Origin of the sequence: Lyngbya sp. CCAP 1446/10 (genome assembly GCF_026130175.1) — a bacterium.
GTDB lineage: Bacteria > Cyanobacteriota > Cyanobacteriia > Cyanobacteriales > Microcoleaceae > Microcoleus.
In genome coordinates, this window is the sequence record NZ_JAIGNI010000002.1 from 175,766 (window position 1) to 194,457 (window position 18,692).

Below are 18,692 nucleotides of genomic sequence, written 5' to 3' on the forward strand. Positions count from 1 at the left end.
TCATTGGTCATTGGTCATTAGTCATTAGTCATTAGTCATTAGTCATTAGTCATTAGTCATTCGCTAATACTGATGATTGATGACTTTTGAGTTTTGGTGGGCGATCGTCTTATTCAAAAAGGGCGATCGGCCTTTTTTATGCTGCAATCAAAATCCTTGAAAGCGATGTAACACAATATACTTGACGGCGCGCATAAGTATGATATTATAATTCGTTGGTTAAAAATCGATGTAACAAAAAGTTACTTGACTGCACACAGGAGGAATATTTTATAATAAAATCGCTTAAATTTCATAAGTTGGGCAAACAATGGCAAACTATGACATCTTTGACGAACAATACTACCTGTCCCAATATCCTTGGGTGAAACCTGCCATTGATGCAGGAATCATCAAATCTGGGAAAGAACACTTTGAAAAGTTCGGTCAAGCCGGCGGCTTAACGAAAGTATCGCGGTATTTTGACGAACCAACCTATCTAGCTCAAAATCCAGATATTGCTTCCCTTGTCCGCACCGCCAACAATCCAAACGCGCCTTTTACCTCTGGTTTAGACCACTTTATCCAGTTTGGTTACGAAGAAGGTCGCACCCAAGTATCCCCTGACTACGACGAAGCGATTTATTTAAAACGATACCCCGTACTTGTGCCATTTTTACAGAACGGCACTTTCAAATCAGGATTAGATCATTTTGTCAAATTCGGAGCCAAACAAGACCTTTACGCCAACACATTTTTTGAACCAGAATACTTACTAAAAAACCCCGATATAGCAGCAGCAGTTAAGGAGGGAGTTTTCAAAACTGGCGGAGAACACTACCGAAAATTTGGACAATTTGAGCCAACGCGAGCGGCGACATTTGTCGGCACTAAAGGCACTGACATTGTGACTGGATTTGGTGTAGGAAAAGTTGAAATCATTGGCATTCAAGTATCTTTGAATGCAGCCGGCGATCGAGTTTATGAAAAACCTTCCGGTTTTCCTTTTTCCCCTGTAAATGACACCCTAATTGGCGGTCAAGGTACTGATACTTTCTTGCTCGGTGTTGGGGATTTTGCCGATGTGAATGGGGGGAATTTTTACGGAGGGGTTAGCAACAGCAACTACGCTACGATTAAAAACTTTAACCCGCAAGCCGATAAGATCAACCTAGCGGGAACGAGAGGCAACTATCTGTTTAACAATACTCCTAATGGAGATTTTAGGATTAGCGTGGTGCCGATTAGGGCTTTTGCACCGGTAGGTATAGTCGAGGGCGGTGCGAATATGCCGTTTCTGGTAAATCAGGGGATCGAGCGCCTAATTTCTTTTGATAAAGTTTCTGTAGTGAATAACTTTTTGGAAGCTGGATATTTAGCAAGCAATCCCGATGTTGCTGCGGCGGTTCAAGCAGGAAATTTTGATTCAGGTATCGACCAGTATACAAAAGTTGGGCAATTTGAAACCAATCGATCGGCAACTTTTGTCGGGAGTTCGGGGAATGATATTGTTACTGCTTTTGGTAAGGGAAAAACAACAATTATTGGAGTTGCTTTTGATGGCAGTTATTCGAGCGACGGTAGCAACGAATTTGATACGTTGATTGGTAGCGAAGGTGCTGATACTGTTATTTTGGCTTATGACAATAATTCGGGTTCTCCTGGTAGCAGCTTCCGCAACACCACTCAAGAATTGTATTTAGGCCCGGGGGAGGCTCGCATTCGCGACTTTAATGCCAGTCAGGGAGATGTACTTCAGCTATCAGGCACACTCAGTGACTATCAAATATCTCCAGTGGGTGCAGATTTAGTGATCTCAAAAGCAGGAGATAGAATTGCAATTCTTGAGGGAGGTGCTGGATTAAATTTGAAACAACAGACATTTCCTAGCACCGACTTTGGGCCTAGTCCTTTCTTCCTAGGCTAGAAAGCAATTAATACTAACGAGAAACCCGATCGCTCAAAGCAACCGGGTTTCTCAATAATTAAGCCCGATCGCGCGCCAGCTTCAAAACCTCAACAACATCTTGATGATTTTCCGAAGATGCCCAAATTAAAGCAGTCCAAGTATTATTATCCTTAGCTTTGACATCAGCACCCTTTTCGATCAAAAATTCCACAACTTGAGTACGCCCGCTACCCGCCGCACTCATCAAAGCCGTCAAACCAAAATTAGTTTTAGCATTCACATCCGCCCCAGCTTCCAGCAAAAGCTGTACAATCTCGCTATGTCCCGCTGCTGCGGCACTCATTAACGGCGTCCACCCGTCTTTATCCTGACTGTTAGCATCCGCGCTTGCTGCGAGGATTTTTTTGACAATTTCAGCATTGCCAGCCTCAGCCGCAGCCGTCAAAGCCGTTGCGCCTTCGTCATCTTTGGCGTTGATATCTGCGCGTTGTTCGATCGCACTTTCCACAGCCGCCACATCACCCATCTTGACGGCATCCATTAAATCTGTCATAAAATCTCCGTTGCATCCTTTCAAATATTAAGTCCTATGACAGTCGATATTTTAATCCTCTCCAACGGGCCCGGAGAATTAGCAACTTGGGTGCGTCCCGCCGTGCAAGCATTGCGCCAGCAATTGGCAAACAGGGGCACAGAAGCCCGAATTTCGGTGGTGCTGTCCCCCTGTCCGCACGCCACGGGGAAAGAAGCAGAAATCGCATCTTCCTACCCAGAAGTGGACAGAGTGCAAGCACCGGAGCATTTTATGCGATTCTTATTATCTGGCAAAACTGCGGAAAATTGGGATTGGTATAAAACCGGAGTTGTTTTATTTTTAGGCGGCGACCAATTTTTTACGGTTGTGATTGGCAAAAGGCTAAAATATCGGACTGTTACTTATGCGGAATGGGACGCCCGGTGGTATCGCTGGATTGATAAGTTTGCGGCGATGAAACCGGAAGTTTTTGCTAAAGTTCCGCAAAAATATGCTGATAAATTTGCAGTTGTGGGAGATTTGATTGCAGAAGTAGGCGATCGCAAATCGGACGCAAAAGACGGCGCACCGCCCCCACTAGAAATAGAGTTAATTGGATTGTTACCCGGTTCTAAAGCGGCAAAATTAGCTTTAGGTGTACCGTTATGTTTGGCGATCGCGCAATCGATCCATCGCATCCGCCCTCAAACGCGCTTTGTAATTCCCGTTGCTCCCACCTTAGACCTGCAAACTATAGCAGGTTTTGCCGATCCAAAACAAAATCCCTGCCTGCACTTATTTAAAAACGCCAGCGCCGAACTGCATTTAACAGAAACGCCGTTTTTGCAGACAGCAAATGGCTTACAAATAGAACTTTGGACTGAGACACCAGCCTATAATTTGCTATCAAAATGCAGCCTGTGTTTGACTACTGTGGGGGCGAATACTGCGGAATTGGGTTCGTTAGCTGTACCGATGATTGTGTTGATTCCGACGCAGCAGTTGGATGCGATGAAGGCTTGGGATGGTTTGCCGGGATTGTTGGCAAATTTGCCGTTAGTTGGTTCTGTTTTTGCAACTGGAATTAATTGGCTAATCTTGCAGTTGGGGAAGGGAAAGCTTTATGCTTGGCCGAATATCTGGGCTGGGGAGGAGATTGTGCCAGAGTTAATCGGGAAGCTGGAAGCGGAGGTTGTGGCTGATTTGGCGATCGACTATTTGAGCCATCCTGATAAATTAGCACAAATGGGCGATCGGCTCCGCAGCGTGCGCGGCGAATCTGGGGCGGCGCAGAAAATCGCTGAATTGGTTTGCGAAGAAATCGATTTTATCAGTAATTAGTAATCCTTCCTTGCTACAAACTGCGACAAGGAATTTAGTTCAATTAGTATCAAAAATCGGTTAAAAACCTTTGTATCTATCGTTCACATCCGAGTCTAGATCCCCCTAAATCCCCCTTAAGAAGGGGGACTTTGAGAATACTCCTGTCCCCCCCTTTTTAAGGAGTGTGCCAGGGAGATCTAGCCCCGATCGTGCTTAGAAATTACCCAAATGGCGTGGACAATGCCGGGAATAAAGCCAAAAAACGTGAGCACCACGTTGATCCAAAAATCTGTGCCGATGCCGACAGTCAAAAATACGCCCAGAGGGGGAAGAAAAATGGCAGCGATTATGCGAACTAAATTGTTCATCTCAGTTACTCCAAACGACTTTTCTCTTGCAATTTAACTTCACTGACCGATAGACCCTTTCCCGAAAAACTTAGGCGGTGCTGCCATAGTATAAACTTCGGTTTCCTCAGCGATTACCCGCCGCAAGTGACCGGGAACTTGCATCAACCCCAACAGGGTAATCCCATCTAACATCCGCAACCCGCCAGTTGTTTTTTCTGCCAGTATTTTGTCGGTAACTTCGGGTTCTGGCCGCGTGTTTATTTCCTGGCTGGAAGCTATGGCAAAACCCCAAGGAGCTCCGTAGGTAGAAATAAAGCTGGTGCAGGATTGAACGTTGGGGAATACCGCTTTCAGGGTGTTGACAATGCGGGCGTGCATTTTCATTTCTGCTGGAGAAACTGGGCCCGCTTGCACTACAAAATATCCATTAGGCGATAGTATCTTGCGGACTTTTTCAAAATACTCTTTGGTAAATAACTGGAAAGATGGGCCTTCTTCAATGGGATCTGACAAGTCAGAAATCACAATATCCCAATCGTTGTCAGTGTTGTCTAAATAGTCCAAAGCATCGCCGATTACTACTTCGCATCGGGGGTCGTCAAAGGCATTTTGGTGCATTTCTGGCAGGTATTCACGGCAAGCTTCTACTACTTCGCCGTCAATATCGATCATCACTACTTTTTCAACTGTTTTCCAGCGCAGCACTTCTCTAATTGTAGCTCCTTCGCCGCCGCCGAGAACCAGCACTTTTTTGGGCGAACCGTGAGCAATCATTGCTGGGTGCACTAGGGGTTCGTGGTACAGAAACTCGTCGCCTGTACAAGATTGCCATTTGCCGTCTAAAACTAAGCCTTTACCGTAGGTGCCGGTTTGAACGACGTACATTTCTTGGTAGGCAGTTTTTTTGTAAGCGAGCACGCCGATGATGCCGTGAACGTAAATATCCCAAGGGGTAATGTACTCGCTCATCCAAAAGTCTGCACGAACTTCGCTACCTGACATCTAATACTCTCCAAATGTAAACTGCTGTGTCGATGTTGTCACAAGTATTAAGTCTTAGCACAAAATGGTGCGGGTGTGTAAGTGCGATCGACACATTGGAGTTAAATTGATCGGGAACGGTATAATTTCCTTGCTGTTTGGAAGATTGCGAACCGTCTCCACCTTCCCATCGCACCTTCCGAGCACGCCTTCTGATCGCACCTTCACTTCGCAGTAAAAATCAATACTTTTGTGTCCGCGCGGGTTGTGTATAAAGTTGTTTGTCACAGGCAATTTGTTACAGGCAAATTATTCACCCTCAAGCGGCTGCTACAATTTGCCGATCGACCTTTATATTGACTAGATTGGTAAATATGGGCGATCGCACCACCTGAAAATAACTGTCCGCCTACCAGTATAATTTACGAATGAATCACCCTAGGCATACTTAAATATATGTTGAGAAATCCTCTGATGTTTGACCTCAAGTTTTGGAGAGAATTGAGTCTGAAACTCACAAAAAGGTTTACCCTTGGCATTGCTGCTGTAACACTGTGTACAGCCATATTAGCTAGTTGCACCACAGCAGAACCCCCTTTGCGAGTCGGTGCCAATGTGTGGCCAGGGTTTGAAACTCTGTACTTGGCTCGCAGTTTAGGCTACTACGATCATACCCCCATTCGATTAGTAGATTACCCTTCTGCTACAGAAGAGGTACGAGCCTATCGAAATGGAGAAATTGAAGCAGCAGGGCTATCTATCGATGAAGCTTTGGTCTTGGCAGCCACTAATCCCGATGTAAAAATTGTAGTTGTGATGGATTTCTCTAACGGTGGGGATGTGATTCTCGGAAAACCAGAGATTCAAAATGTGCAAGGCTTAAAAAACCGACCAGTAGGCCTCGAATCTACTGCACTAGGAGCTTTCATGATTACCCGTGCTTTAGAACAAAAAGGTATGTCACCTAAAGATATAAAAATTGTCTCTTTAGGAGTATCAGAACATGAGCGAGCCTTTAAAAAGGGAACTATAGATGCAGTTGTTACCTTTGGCTCGGCTCGGACAAATCTGCTAGCATCCGGTGCAAAACTACTGTTTGACAGTTCGCAAATTCCGGGTGAAGTTATCGATGTCCTTGTAGTGCGCGAGGATGTAATTAACAACCAATCAAAGGCTTTACAAGCTTTAGTTGACGGTCGGTTCCGTGCCCTAGATTACTTGACAAAAAACCCCCAGGATGCTGCTAGTAGGATTGCTCCCCGTACAGGAGTTACTCCAGAGCAATTCTTAGAATCTTTAAAAGGGCTGAGCAGTCAAGATCTGCAAGAAAACCAAAAATTACTAGGAAAAACAGACCCCTCATTGCTGAAGGGCGTCAAGCGATTGTCTCAAGTTATGTTAGACAATAAATTACTGCCTAAAGCGCTAGATCCCACTCCTTTGTTGGACGATAGGCTGGTCAAAAATGTGAAGTTGTGAACTGAAATAAATTTTGGTTCTTGATAATAAATTTGTGTTTAACTTGAATTTTTAGGAGTTTATTTGTGGTTAGTGGCAAAAACAATTAAAAGTGATAATTGTTAACCTAATTTATGTGAAAAATTATCTGTTTATCCACCAAATCTAGCCGGGACAAATCGGGGTTTCTGGCACGCGGTGCGTAAGTCATGAATAATCTATAATCTCAACTATTATCTAATTTCTAACTATGAAACGATTTCCTTTTCCTCTACGTTTCTCAATTCCGGTCATTCTGCTGATTTGCGGTAGTTTGCTGGGTTTATTTTCTTTTCAACGGGAGGTAGATCAGTCCTACCGCCGGCAAGAAGAACAGGGAATGAGCAATTTGAAGTTTTCCACCAATCAAATCTCAGGAATGCTGGAATATTTGTACCGCAGAGGAGATGTTGAGGAAGTGGAAATCGCCATTAGCAAGTTGGGGAGCGATCGCAATATCCGCTTAGCCTTACTTTGTGATGAACATAACACAATAATTGTGGCAACTCGTTACGAATTGCGGAATCGCCCTGTCAGCGAAATCTCATTACCTAGCTATTTACCAGCAGAATTTTCCAAAGTTCGGGAAATCATGTCAGGAGAAGTCAAGCTTTCTCAAAATAGAGAGAGTATCAGGGCAATTTATCCGGTTTTGTTGGGGGCTAAGCCGGGAGAAGTTCGCCCTTCGAGAGTCGGGATTCTTTTGCTAGAGTATGATCTTTTGTTGGTGAAGCAGCAAGCTTATGCAGATGCTTTACAGCGATCGACTGAAACGAGTATTGGATTAGCTTTATTTTGCGTGATTGTCTGGTTGTTTTTTGAGAAAACCTTGACTGGGCGCGCTGCGAGGTTGGTAGCAGCGAGCAACAGCTTCAGCAAAGGAAAATTGGGCGATCGCGCCCAACTGGGAGGTTCTGACGAACTTGCTCAGATTGCAGCCGCTTTTAACCAAATGGCCGGACGCATTCAGTCCCATACGGAGGTGCTACAGGAGAGCGAGAAACGTTTCAGAACATTGGTTTCTAATCTCCCTGGTGCCGTTTATCGATCGGTATTCGATGCCGACTGGACGATCGAGTTTATCAGTGATGCGATCGCAGAAATTTCTGGCTATCCCGCCACGGATTTTATTAACAATCGAGTTGTAGTTTTTAACAGCATCATCCATCCTGAAGATGCAGAAATGGTAGAAGAAATTCTCGATCAAATAATTCTCGATCAACCAGAGTATATGATCGAGTACCGCATCATGAGACAGGATGAAAGTGTGAGATGGGTGTCAGAAAAAGGTCAAGGCATATTCAATGAAAACGGCGAGGTTATGTGGCTTGACGGAGTAATTTTTGACATCACCAATCGCAAGGGCGCTGAAGCAGAACTTCATCAAACCTTGCAACTTAAGGATGAACTTGCGGCCACTGCGACTGCTCAAGCTCAACAACTAGAACAAACTCTACAAAATTTACAGCAAACCCAGGCTCAACTCATTCAAACAGAGAAAATGTCTTCCTTGGGTCAAATGATTGCTGGTGTGGCTCACGAGATTAATAACCCAGTCAATTTCATTCACGGCAATATCGCCTACGTTACTCAATACACTCAAGAGTTACTAATTTTTCTTGATTTGTACCAGCAGGAATATCCTAATCCCAGCCATAAAATTGCAGCGTTTATCGAGGATAGTGACCTTGATTTTATCAAGAAGGATTTGCCGAAAATCTTGGATTCCATGAAAGTCGGTACTGGCCGCATTCGTGAAATTGTACTAAGTTTGCGAAATTTCTCTCGCTTGGATGAATCTGACGTAAAAGAAGTTAATATTCATGAAGGACTTGACAGTACCCTGTTGATTTTACAGAGTGCTGTCAAGGCTCAAGCCAATTTTGATGAAATTGAAATTGTCAAAAATTATGGAGATTTGCCGCCCGTTGAATGTTATGCTGGACAGCTAAATCAAGTATTTATGAATATTTTGAGTAATGCCATATATGCCTTGCACAATTCTGAAGACCAGGATTCAAACAAACAGAAAATTAACTTTCCTAGTCAGATTATAATTACTACATCTATTCAAGAACCAGATTGGGTAAAAATCAGTATTAAGGATAATGGGCCGGGAATAGATGACGCAGTGAAGGCAAAAATTTTTGATCCTTTTTTTACGACGAAACCAGTAGGTAGAGGTACAGGTTTGGGACTGTCAATTAGTTATCAAATTGTTGTGGATAAACACGGCGGGAGGTTGGAGTGCATATCCAAAGTGGGAGAAGGGACTGAATTTGCGATCGAGATTCCGATCGCGAAATCCCTCAGTTAAGTTAATATAAGCTGTTTTTAGTTGACTGATGGACAAATATCGGCTAAAGACTCCTTCGTCTTGAACACTCCCTCGTCTTGAACACTCGCACTTGGTATAATTCGGTAATTACCGGATTTGAGATGAAAACCCCTAGCGGGTTTTAGCCGATTATTGAGACGGTGAAAGGCATTGCACTGTCTTACTCTGTATTTCCTGCGATCGAAAACTGCGATATCGATCGATCGAGCTAAACTGAGGGATAATGAAAACTCCCTTTGACCGCGGCTCCTCCTAGTATGATGTGCAACCCTATGTCTACTGTCACTTTTGGTTTGTCAACCCCTATAGCGGCAGAGGCCGGGGCATCCTACGGCAGCAGCGAACCGCCCCAGCGCCCCACCGTGCGCGCAGAGTGGATCGAGGTGTTGGTGGACTCTCCTTTCAGGGGCGCGGGGGACTCGCCTGGGGAGGAAAACAAGTTATTTACCTATCGTTTACCTGCGGAATTGAATGTGCAGCCGGGGGATATTTTGAGTGTACCCTTTGGCAGTCAACAGGTAGGGGCGATCGCGATTCGGTTCATTTCTCAACTGCCAACCGACTTAGATCCGGCGCGGGTGAAAGATGTCGAAGATATTGTCAGCACTGGATTTTTCCCGCCTACTTATTGGGAATTGATCGAACGTGTATCCACCTATTATTGCACATCATTAATTCAAGTAATTAGAGCCTCGCTGCCGCCCGGTTTGTTAAGCCGTTCCGTGCGCCGAATTAGGTTAATTAAAAGCGCCATTTCTCCAAATGCCGAAACATTTTTGAATCCCGCCGCCAGTCAAATCTTGCAATTGCTGCAAGCTCAAAAAAACGGCGATTACACTTGGAAATATCTCCAGGGGCAAGTCAAGGGAAGTTATCGGGGATTGAAAGATTTATTGCAACGCGGTTGGGTAGAAAGTTATTTAGAACCGCCCCATCCTCCCAAACCACAACTAAAACCGGCGGTGACATTAATTCCCAGTGCCTTTGTCACGGATTTAACCAAGCGGCAACAAGAAGTATTGGAAGTTTTGCGGCGGGGTGGCGGTGAAATGTGGATGAATGATTTGCTGAGAATTTGCAGCGCAAGTTCTTCGGTTGTCAAAAATTTGGAGCAAAAAGGTAGTGTTGTAATTGACCAAAGGGAAGTGCTCAGGGCCGATCGCGGAATTGCTCAATTACCCGATGCGCCAAAAAAATTAACTCATTTTCAAGCTGAAGCTTTAGCGTTTATTAACAGTTTTTTGGGATTCCGTCAAGTGCTATTGCACGGCGTTACGGGTTCTGGTAAGACTGAAGTGTATTTGCAGGCGATCGCCCCAATCTTAGCCAGCGGCAAATCCGCCCTCGTGCTCGTCCCCGAAATCGGGTTGACACCGCAACTTACAGACAGATTCCGCGCCCGTTTTGGCGAGCAAATTTGCGTGTACCACAGCGCCCTATCCGACGGCGAACGTTACGATACATGGCGGCAGATGCTCGCTGGAGCCCCGCAAATTGTCATCGGCACGCGATCGGCCATTTTCGCACCATTACCTCACCTCGGCTTAATTATCCTCGACGAAGAACACGACAGCAGCTTCAAACAAGACCAACCAGCGCCCTGCTACCACGCCCGCACTGTTGCGAAATGGCGCGCCGAATTAGAAAATTGTCCCTTAATTTTAGGTTCCGCAACGCCCGCCTTAGAGACATTGGTGGGGACGCGCCGAGATTATGACTCGTTACCAACTATCCATTATTTATCATTACCAACTCGCATTTATTCCCGCCCGATGCCGCCTGTGGAAGTGGTAGATATGCGGCAAGAATTGCGGCAAGGGAACCGCTCAATTTTCAGCGTTTCCCTGCAAAATGCCCTGGAACAATTGCAAGCAAGACAACAGCAAGGTATTCTATTTATTCACAGAAGAGGACACAGCACGTTTGTCTCTTGTCGGAGTTGCGGCTACGTGATGGAATGCCCGAATTGCGATGTTTCTCTTTCTTATCACCACATCGGGGAAGGAAGCGCGGAAATTTTGCGTTGTCACTACTGCAACCACACGGAACGACACCCTCAAAACTGTCCTGAATGCAGTTCTCCTTACTTCAAAAACTTCGGTAGCGGCACCCAACGAGTGGAACAGGAATTAACGAGATTGTTTCCTGAATTGCGGGCGATTCGGTTTGATAGCGACACTACTAGAAATAAGGGCGATCACCGCCGATTGTTAACTCAATTTGCTAATGGGGAAGCTGATATTTTGTTGGGTACGCAAATGCTGACGAAGGGCTTAGATTTAGCTGGAGTAACATTGGTGGGAGTTGTGTCTGCTGATGGGTTGCTAAATTTATCGGATTATCGGGCTAGCGAACGGGCTTTTCAAACATTAACTCAAGTGGCGGGCCGTGCGGGGAGAGGTGACGATCCGGGGCGGGTAATTATCCAAACTTACACTCCCGAACATCGGGTTATTCAAGCGGTGAGGCGGCACGAATATGCGGGTTTTGTGGAGACGGAATTAGCAGAAAGGGCCGCGTTGAATTATCCACCTTCGGGGCGGTTGATTTTGTTGCGGTTGAGTAGTGTTGATGCGGCGGAAGTTGCGGTGACTGCGGTACAATTGGCGTCTGTTTGTCGCGAATATATCGATCGACTTTCGGTGACTGGCTGCGAGATGTTGGGGCCTGCACCGGCGGCGATTATGCGGGTTGCAAATCGCTATCGGTGGCAGATTTTGCTGAAGTTACCTGTGGATGAGTCTGTGGATTTGTCGGATTTGATCGGGCTGCGCGATCGTACGCCGCGTTCTGTTAGTCTAACTATTGATGTCGATCCATTGAATTTTGGTTGATTGGGGATGGATAAGTGCGATCGGGCTAGATCCCCCCTAACCCCCCTTAATAAGGGGGGGACAAGAGCATTCTCACATTAAGAATGGGGCACAGGTGCACTCTCAAAGTTCCCCTTCTTAAGGGGGATGCGAGGGGGATCTGGCATCGGATAAAAGCGAGGAATCGTAGGGTGCGTCAGCTTCGACGATTGTATCAATAATCGACAATCTCCAAGCTGACGCACCTTAAAGGCTGTAATACTTATCAAGCAAGGAATAAAATAATTATCTAATGCGTGTCATCAGCCGAAAACCATTGAGAGAATTTTGGGAAAAACACCCCAATGCTGAACCAAGTCTATTAATATGGTATCAGCGTACTTCTGAGGCTGAGTGGAAAAACTTTGTTGAGGTACGCCAAGTCTTTCCCTCCGCTGACTTAGTAGGTAATTTTACAGTCTTTAATATTGGTGGCAATAATTATCGACTAATCTCTTTTATTGATTATGAATACCAAAAAGTATTCGTCCGCAGTGTGTTAATTCATTCAGAATACGATCGGGAGAATTGGAAAAATGACGATTGGTTTGAAAACTCCTAGTAGCGATTACATTGAGTTAATCCTAGCTTTTCCCCCGCGCCCGATTACTTGTGAAGCTGAGTTAATTGCTAGCCAAAATCGGATTAATTCTATTTTGGATCGCCGAAAACTGACGCAAGATGACCGAGATTACTTAAATGTGCTGGGTATTCTTGTCTATGATTATGAAGAGAAACATGAGCCAATGCCTCTGCTAAAGGGAATTAAATTGCTCAAGGCTTTGATGGTTGAAGCTGAGCTTTCAGAAAAAGACTTAGTTGATATTTTTTCTACTGAGTCTCTGGTGGCTGAGGTTTTGAATGGTAACAGGGAACTGACGGTGACTCAAATTCAGAAATTAGCTGAGTTTTTTCACCTATCGCCTGCGGCATTTCTGGAATAAAATTAATCGGCTTCCCACTCTCGCTCGATTCTTTCTAAGTCTTTCGCGGCTCCCAATTGTTGAAAGATTTGACGGGCACTGTTGTAATATTGTTGGGCGAGTTCTGGGTTGTTGCGTTTGCGGTAAAGCTGTGCTAGATCGTAGTTAGCCTCGGCAATCTTTGCAGATTGTCCCAGTTCTTGCATTTTTGCTAAAGCTTCTTGTAAAAGCGGTTCGGCTGCATCTAGATTGCCTCTACCGAGTTCATTTTCTCCAAGACAACCTATCGAAGTTGCCATACCTTCACGATCGCCCAATTCTGTCCTTAATTCCAAAGATTGCCGGTACAATCTCTCAGCTTCATCCCAATTGCCGCGATTTCGCTCGATATCTCCCAATACTCCCCAACTAGATGCCATACCAGAGCGATCGCCCAATTCTGTCCTTAATTCCAAAGATTGTCGGTACAATCTCTCTGCTTCATCCCAATTGCCGCGATTTCGCTCGATATCTCCCAATACTCCCCAACTAGATGCCATACCAGAGCGATAGCCCAATTCTGTCTCAACTTCCAAAGATTGCCGGTACAATCTCTCAGCTTCATCCCAATTGCCGCGATTTCGCTCGATATCTCCCAATACTCCCCAACTAGATGCCATACCAGAGCGATCGCCCAATTCTGTCTCAACTTCCAAACATTGCCGGTACAATCTCTCAGCTTCATCCCAATTGCCGCGATTTCGCTCGATAGATCCCAATGATGCCCAAATACTTGCCATACCAGAGCGATCGCCCAATTCTGTCATTACTTCCAAAGATTGTCGGTACAATCTCTCAGCTTCATCCCAATTGCCGCGATTTCGCTCGATAGATCCCAATGATGCCCAACTACTTGCCATACCAGAGCGATCGCCCAATTCTGTCTCAACTTCCAAACATTGCCGGTACAATCTCTCTGCTTCCTCCCAATTGCCGCGATTTTGCTCGATACCTCCCAATACTCCCCAACTAGATGCCATACCTGAGCGATCGCCTAATTCTATCTCAACTTCCAAACATTGCCGATACAGTCGTTCCGCTTTCTCCCAATTACCGCGATATTGCTCAATGTCTCCCAACTTTCCCCAACAAGTTGCCATACCAGATCGATCGCCCAATTCTGTCTCTACTTCCAAAAATTGTCGATACAATCTCTCTGCTTCATCCCAATTACCGCGATCTCTCTCAATGTCTCCCAATGCTCCCCAAATATTTGCCATATCAGAGAGATTGCCCAATTTTGTCCTTTTGAGATCGCGCAACTTCCGCAGTGCTTTAGCTTCGATTTGCCGAGTCCGTGTGGGAGTGATGTTGAAAATGTAACCAATTTCTTGCAAAGTCTTGATTCGTCCATCGTCTAAGCCATACCTAAGCCGCAAAATATCGCGTTCGCGGGGGTGCAAGGTGTCTATAACGCTTTCTAAATCTTTGTATAATAAATTTTGGGGAATCTGTAAAGCTTGTTGATAATAACTCTCTGCTTCATTCAGATTCCACATCTGTTTTGCCACCCATCCTAACTGCTGGTAGGTGCTGGCTTGAGAGTAGATATCTCCGATGGCTTGTTGAATTTCTAAACATTGCTGATAAAAAACATTTGCCTTTTCCCACTCTCGCAAATCCTGACACACATTCCCCAAATAATACAAAGCATTAGCTTCCCCGCTACGGTTTCCCAGCGTGCGACTAATTTCCAGCGATGCTTGATAGGCACTCATTGCTGCCGGAAATTGTCGCTGTTGTCGGTAAGCTTTACCCAATTCATTGTAAACATCAGCTTGCAGCGATAAATTTTCACTTTCCTTTGTCAACTCCAAGGCTTTTTCTAAATACTCCATCGCCTGTTCCGGCTTGCCTTGACTGAGATAAGCAACTCCTAATTGATGTAAAATATTAGCACAAGCACTAGGATTTCTTTTAGTTCCAGAATGACTCGGACTATAATCCATCAACAAAGACTGTAAAAGATCAATACGTTCTTGCTTTTCAGGTGTTTCTAACGTCCTAAAACTCCTTGGCGAATCAAGAGTCCTAGCAACGGCATCATCTATAGTAGCTTGAGTAGTTTTAAACAGAAATACGCCCGATCTCCACGCCCAAAAATCCGCTGCAAACTTCGCCAAACGAGTAATCGCATAGTCCGGCAAAACAAACAGAATCGGATGGGGAACGCTGGTTTTATAAGCATCTCGCACCCAATTAAGGTCTTGTAAAACTGGAGGATATTCGTCAAATTTGCCGATCGACTTTTCAAATCCCCGCACCATTAAAACTAATTTTTTATTAGGTTCTCGCTTAATAGTAGGTAATATTTTGATTATTTCATCTCGGAGAAAACGCAAATCCTCATCAAAGTTCAAAACTTCAAATTGAGTTTCTTGAGAAATTGGATGATTTTTCAATTCCTCAATTAACAAATCAGCTTCCGCATTAAAATTAACTTCGACAAACCCAATAGTCAAATTCTCCGAAAAATCAACAAAAGTCAAAAGTTGACTAAATACCCGCTGATTGACAGCTAAAAATCGCCCAATTTGTGAATTAGGATCGTTCTGGGTTAACATTAGATTCTCTGGCATCTCGGAGAGCTTTTTGGAATTCGTCATTTTGTTTCACCACCGGATTCGGATAGTTCCATCGATTTTTGCCGTTGTATTCCAAAACCGAAAGATTGAATAACATCAATTCACTGATTTCATCTTTATTAATATTTTTCGTCAAACAAACTTGAGCTAAAAGTGGATAATGATTTTGCGGGATAATCCGCTCAAAATTAAATTGTTCTTGTTTGATTGCATAGGTAACATCTTCAGCCATTATTTTATCATGACCGCGACCTCTAGCTGTTATGGAAGCAGTTCGCATAATCTGGATGAGTTGGCGAACATGACCACCACTGGCTTTTGCCACTTCCAACAATTGTTCGCGAGACTCAAAGATTGTGTCAACTTCAACTCGGCGTTCAATTAAACTAGCCATAGCATTTAAGCTAACTTCGTTGTAGTTTAAGTCACAGCTATCTCGATTAAATTCATAAATATTAACCATCGGGACAATGTGAGGACAGTCAAAATTCTTAACGGCATTTTGAGACAAGTACAGAGCTCCCAGCGGAACTGTGTAAATCATCGTACAATTCAGTTCTTGAAGTTGAGCGGCATAGTCAAAAAATAAATGGTTGGCCACCTTGGGAGGAACGCGGTCTAAATTATCAAATATAATCAGAAATCCTTTATATTTGGGAAACTTCTTCCGCAGCTTTTTGACAGCATCGTTTAATAGCAAGTTGATATCTGCTTTTAATCGTGAAATGTCTTTTTCTAAAGTTTGGCGAATTGTTTTCTTCTGCTTATCAGAACCTTTGATTTGTGCCAGTAACTTTACCAACAACTTTGCTAAAAATGGAGCTTCCGGCCCCAAAGTTGCTTCTCCTTCGATGCTGATGGAACTTTCAACTGTTCGTTCTGTTTCTTCGGTGACATCTTTAAACCAAGCCTCAAAATTATCCATCAGCCGAGTATCTAATTTCAGTCCCAGCCGACGCATTTCAAACTCAACTCGCTTAATGGCGATCAAATAGAAATCTGTATAACCGACATCATTAATATCTGTCTCTTCGTTGACCTCCAGATAAATGACGCGATAATCTTTTTCCCACTCTTTTTGAATGCGCTTCAATTCGGTACTTTTGCCGCAGCCGCGATGTCCGGTAAACAGGATTGTGGTAAACTGTTCTGGTTCTTGACAGTCTAAAATATTACTGACACCTGCGATCGCTTCGGTTTTGCGAACGTCTGATAAATCAACATAATAGCGATCGAGATCTGCACCTTCTAAGGATTGGAGAGGATTGCAGACTTGATAAGCCGCTTTGAGGGTAGTGGCGCGGTTGATAGGAAGAGTAGTCATAGGTTTTTAATTTAGTAGATGTATTGCAGGCAACCCGAACAATGTATCAAAGCTATGTTGTTTATTTACTTGTATATTAGCAAAAGTAGGATCGATCGCGAGCGAGGACGGTCGCACTGAGGAATCATCATTTTCCGAGTGTAGTGCGAGCGTCCCCGCTCGCGTCAGGGATGCTCGCGTCAGGGATGCTCGGCACCGAACATGATATAAACCAAATCAACTAAGGCAAATCCGTCTCACCCATCAAATAAAGGTCGCACTCACGGGCGACACCGCGCCCTTCATTAATCGCCCAAACCACCAAACTTTGCCCCCGGCGACAGTCCCCCGCCGCAAAAACTCCCGGAATACTGGTTGTATACTTTTCGTGCTCCGCCTTCACATTGCTGCGCGCGTCGCGTTCCAATCCCAGCGCATCCAGCAGCGGCTGTTCCGGGCCCAGGAAGCCCATCGCCAGCAACACAAGCTGCGCCGGCAACACTTTCTCCGTGCCCGCGATTTGGTTCGGAATGAACTGCCCTTTCTCGTTTTTCGCCCACTCCACCTCAACGGTGTGTACCGCTTTGACGTTGCCGTTTTCGTCGCCCTCAAACTTGGTAGAGGTGGTGAGATAGCCGCGCGGATCATCCCCAAATTTGGCGGCCGCTTCTTCTTGGCCGTAGTCGAGGCGGTAGACTTTCGGCCATTCCGGCCAGGGATTGTTGGCGGCGCGTTCCGAGGGCGGTTTGGGCAGGATTTCTAGCTGTACCAGGCTTTTGCAGCCGTGGCGGATGGAGGTGCCCACGCAGTCTGTCCCGGTGTCGCCACCGCCGATAATCACGATATCTTTGCCTTCGGCGGAGATGAAGTTATCGTTGGCGCTCTTGTCTAAAACTGCTTTGGTGTTGGCTGTCAAAAAGTCCATCGCGAAGTGGATGCCTTTTAATTCCCGCCCTTCGATTCCTAAGTCGCGGGGTTTTGTCGCGCCGGTACAGAGGACAACGGAGTCGTATTCTTTTAGCAGTTGTTCTGCTGGTAAGTCTTTCCCGACTTCGGTGTTGCAGACAAAGGTTACGCCTTCGGCTTCGAGGACTTTCAGGCGGCGCATCACGACTTGTTCTTTGTCTAGCTTCATGTTGGGGATGCCGTACATTAGCAGGCCGCCGGGGCGATCGGCTCTTTCGTATACAGTTACCAAATGACCTGCTTTGTTCAGTTGCGCCGCAGCCGACAAACCAGCGGGCCCGGAACCGATGACGGCGATTTTTTTGCCGGTGCGTTTGGCGGGGGGTTCGGCGGTAATCCAGCCTTCATCCCAGCCTTTGTCGATAATCGAGGCTTCGATGTTTTTAATCGTGACAGGCGGGTTGTTGATGCCGAGCACGCAAGCGCCTTCGCAGGGGGCGGGGCATACTCTGCCGGTGAATTCGGGGAAGTTGTTGGTTTTGTGGAGTCTGTCAAGGGCTTCTTTCCACAGTCCGCGATATACTAGGTCGTTCCATTCGGGGATGAGGTTGTTAATCGGGCAGCCGCTTGCCATGCCGCTGATGATGCTGCCTGTGTGGCAAAATGGAATGCCGCAATCCATGCAGCGCGCGCCTTGGCTGCGGAGTTTGTCTTCCTCCATCGGTAGGTGAAATTCGTCCCAGTTGTGGACTCTATCGACTGGTGAGAGTTCGGAGGGCAATTCGCGGAGGAATTCGATGAAGCCTGTTGGTTTTCCCATAGGGGTGTTTTGGTTAGAATTTACTATTCTGGTAGTTTGTCAAAGGTGAAGCTTGTATGCTTCTGAAATAACTATTGTGATCTAAATTGCGGGCGATCGCACTTCCGATCGAGCAATTTCTGAAATCTTCTGTACTGTCGCGACTCGCCCGTTGTCGCAAGTCGGGGAATGTCTGCACACAGCCAAGAAACCGGGTTTTTTACCTGGATTAAAGCTACAAATGCAGTACAGCTTACTGCATTTAAATTGTATATTTCCACGATCGATCAAAAATCTTCTCCCCATCTTTACCCGCTCGCGAAGCCGAAGGGCCCCTCTCCATCTCCCCCTCTCCCCCTCTCCATCTCCCCATCTCCCCATCTCCCCATCTCCC

General features: G+C 45.5%; 14 protein-coding genes. 8 read left to right on the forward strand and 6 right to left on the reverse strand.

The genetic code is table 11. The features are described from left to right. Positions 1-310: 310 nt before the first annotated feature. Positions 311-1,906: a hypothetical protein gene (locus tag K4039_RS29730; protein ID WP_321161496.1), complete on the forward strand. Its 1,596-nt coding sequence runs from the start codon at positions 311-313 to the stop codon at positions 1,904-1,906. A 58-nt stretch (positions 1,907-1,964) separates the two neighbouring features. On the opposite strand, the gene K4039_RS01845 is transcribed toward K4039_RS29730, so the two are convergent. Further along, positions 1,965-2,441, reverse strand: a complete 477-nt coding sequence (locus tag K4039_RS01845) for an ankyrin repeat domain-containing protein (RefSeq protein ID WP_265233407.1) — start codon at positions 2,439-2,441, stop codon at positions 1,965-1,967. A 36-nt stretch (positions 2,442-2,477) separates the two neighbouring features. On the opposite strand from K4039_RS01845, the gene K4039_RS01850 reads away from it, so the two are divergent. Next, positions 2,478-3,743 carry a lipid-A-disaccharide synthase gene (locus K4039_RS01850; protein WP_265233408.1) on the forward strand — a complete coding sequence of 422 codons (1,266 nt, stop codon included), beginning with the start codon at positions 2,478-2,480 and terminating at the stop codon, positions 3,741-3,743. Between the two features lie 179 nt (positions 3,744-3,922). On the opposite strand, the gene K4039_RS01855 is transcribed toward K4039_RS01850, so the two are convergent. Together K4039_RS01855 and K4039_RS01860 are read right to left on the reverse strand one after the other, a co-directional pair. Next, positions 3,923-4,093 carry a YqaE/Pmp3 family membrane protein gene (locus tag K4039_RS01855; RefSeq protein ID WP_265233409.1) on the reverse strand — a complete coding sequence of 57 codons (171 nt, stop codon included), beginning with the start codon at positions 4,091-4,093 and terminating at the stop codon, positions 3,923-3,925. A gap of 39 nt (positions 4,094-4,132) precedes the next feature. Then, positions 4,133-5,077, reverse strand: a complete 945-nt coding sequence (locus tag K4039_RS01860) for a fused MFS/spermidine synthase (protein ID WP_265233410.1) — start codon at positions 5,075-5,077, stop codon at positions 4,133-4,135. A gap of 435 nt (positions 5,078-5,512) precedes the next feature. On the opposite strand from K4039_RS01860, the gene K4039_RS01865 reads away from it, so the two are divergent. The 5 genes from K4039_RS01865 to K4039_RS01885 all read left to right on the forward strand — a co-directional run bounded on the left by K4039_RS01865 (position 5,513) and on the right by K4039_RS01885 (position 12,687). Further along, positions 5,513-6,535, forward strand: coding sequence for an ABC transporter substrate-binding protein (locus K4039_RS01865; RefSeq protein WP_265233411.1), 1,023 nt, complete (start codon positions 5,513-5,515; stop codon positions 6,533-6,535). A gap of 229 nt (positions 6,536-6,764) precedes the next feature. Beyond that, entirely contained in the window at positions 6,765-8,870 is a 2,106-nt protein-coding gene (locus K4039_RS01870) for an ATP-binding protein (RefSeq protein WP_265233412.1), read from the forward strand. 293 nt (positions 8,871-9,163) lie between these two features. Beyond that, positions 9,164-11,725 carry a primosomal protein N' gene (gene priA, locus K4039_RS01875; RefSeq protein ID WP_265233413.1) on the forward strand — a complete coding sequence of 854 codons (2,562 nt, stop codon included), beginning with the start codon at positions 9,164-9,166 and terminating at the stop codon, positions 11,723-11,725. A gap of 271 nt (positions 11,726-11,996) precedes the next feature. Then, positions 11,997-12,305, forward strand: coding sequence for a type II toxin-antitoxin system HigB family toxin (locus K4039_RS01880; RefSeq protein ID WP_265233414.1), 309 nt, complete (start codon positions 11,997-11,999; stop codon positions 12,303-12,305). Then, positions 12,280-12,687: a type II toxin-antitoxin system HigA family antitoxin gene (locus K4039_RS01885; protein ID WP_265233415.1), complete on the forward strand. Its 408-nt coding sequence runs from the start codon at positions 12,280-12,282 to the stop codon at positions 12,685-12,687. The genes K4039_RS01880 and K4039_RS01885 overlap by 26 nt, the downstream gene beginning before the upstream one ends. A gap of 2 nt (positions 12,688-12,689) precedes the next feature. On the opposite strand, the gene K4039_RS01890 is transcribed toward K4039_RS01885, so the two are convergent. The 3 genes from K4039_RS01890 to gltD form a co-directional block, all read right to left on the reverse strand. Further along, positions 12,690-15,269 carry a tetratricopeptide repeat protein gene (locus K4039_RS01890; protein WP_265233416.1) on the reverse strand — a complete coding sequence of 860 codons (2,580 nt, stop codon included), beginning with the start codon at positions 15,267-15,269 and terminating at the stop codon, positions 12,690-12,692. Next, positions 15,247-16,614 (reverse strand): P-loop NTPase fold protein, encoded by a 1,368-nt coding sequence (locus K4039_RS01895; RefSeq protein ID WP_265233417.1) that lies wholly within the window; start codon positions 16,612-16,614, stop codon positions 15,247-15,249. Before K4039_RS01895 ends, K4039_RS01890 begins: the two co-directional genes overlap by 23 nt. Before the next feature lie 220 nt (positions 16,615-16,834). Next, a complete protein-coding gene (gltD, locus tag K4039_RS01900; RefSeq protein ID WP_265233418.1) occupies positions 16,835-18,319 on the reverse strand; it encodes a glutamate synthase small subunit in 1,485 nt (494 codons plus the stop codon). 168 nt (positions 18,320-18,487) lie between these two features. Here gltD and K4039_RS01905 point away from each other — a divergent pair. Beyond that, positions 18,488-18,692 (forward strand): hypothetical protein (locus K4039_RS01905; protein WP_265233419.1); only part of this gene is annotated, 205 nt, incomplete at its 3' end.

Coding starts and splice junctions, on each gene's coding strand:
- K4039_RS01860 (WP_265233410.1), bottom strand. CDS start 5,077: ATGTCAGGTAGCGAAGTTCGTGCAGACTTTTGGATGAGCGAGTACATT.
- gltD (WP_265233418.1), bottom strand. CDS start 18,319: ATGGGAAAACCAACAGGCTTCATCGAATTCCTCCGCGAATTGCCCTCC.
- K4039_RS01895 (WP_265233417.1), bottom strand. CDS start 16,614: ATGACTACTCTTCCTATCAACCGCGCCACTACCCTCAAAGCGGCTTAT.
- K4039_RS01855 (WP_265233409.1), bottom strand. CDS start 4,093: ATGAACAATTTAGTTCGCATAATCGCTGCCATTTTTCTTCCCCCTCTG.
- K4039_RS01890 (WP_265233416.1), bottom strand. CDS start 15,269: ATGTTAACCCAGAACGATCCTAATTCACAAATTGGGCGATTTTTAGCT.
- K4039_RS01845 (WP_265233407.1), bottom strand. CDS start 2,441: ATGACAGATTTAATGGATGCCGTCAAGATGGGTGATGTGGCGGCTGTG.
- K4039_RS01885 (WP_265233415.1), top strand. CDS start 12,280: ATGACGATTGGTTTGAAAACTCCTAGTAGCGATTACATTGAGTTAATC.
- K4039_RS01870 (WP_265233412.1), top strand. CDS start 6,765: ATGAAACGATTTCCTTTTCCTCTACGTTTCTCAATTCCGGTCATTCTG.
- K4039_RS01880 (WP_265233414.1), top strand. CDS start 11,997: ATGCGTGTCATCAGCCGAAAACCATTGAGAGAATTTTGGGAAAAACAC.
- K4039_RS29730 (WP_321161496.1), top strand. CDS start 311: ATGGCAAACTATGACATCTTTGACGAACAATACTACCTGTCCCAATAT.
- K4039_RS01850 (WP_265233408.1), top strand. CDS start 2,478: ATGACAGTCGATATTTTAATCCTCTCCAACGGGCCCGGAGAATTAGCA.
- K4039_RS01865 (WP_265233411.1), top strand. CDS start 5,513: ATGTTGAGAAATCCTCTGATGTTTGACCTCAAGTTTTGGAGAGAATTG.
- priA (WP_265233413.1), top strand. CDS start 9,164: ATGTCTACTGTCACTTTTGGTTTGTCAACCCCTATAGCGGCAGAGGCC.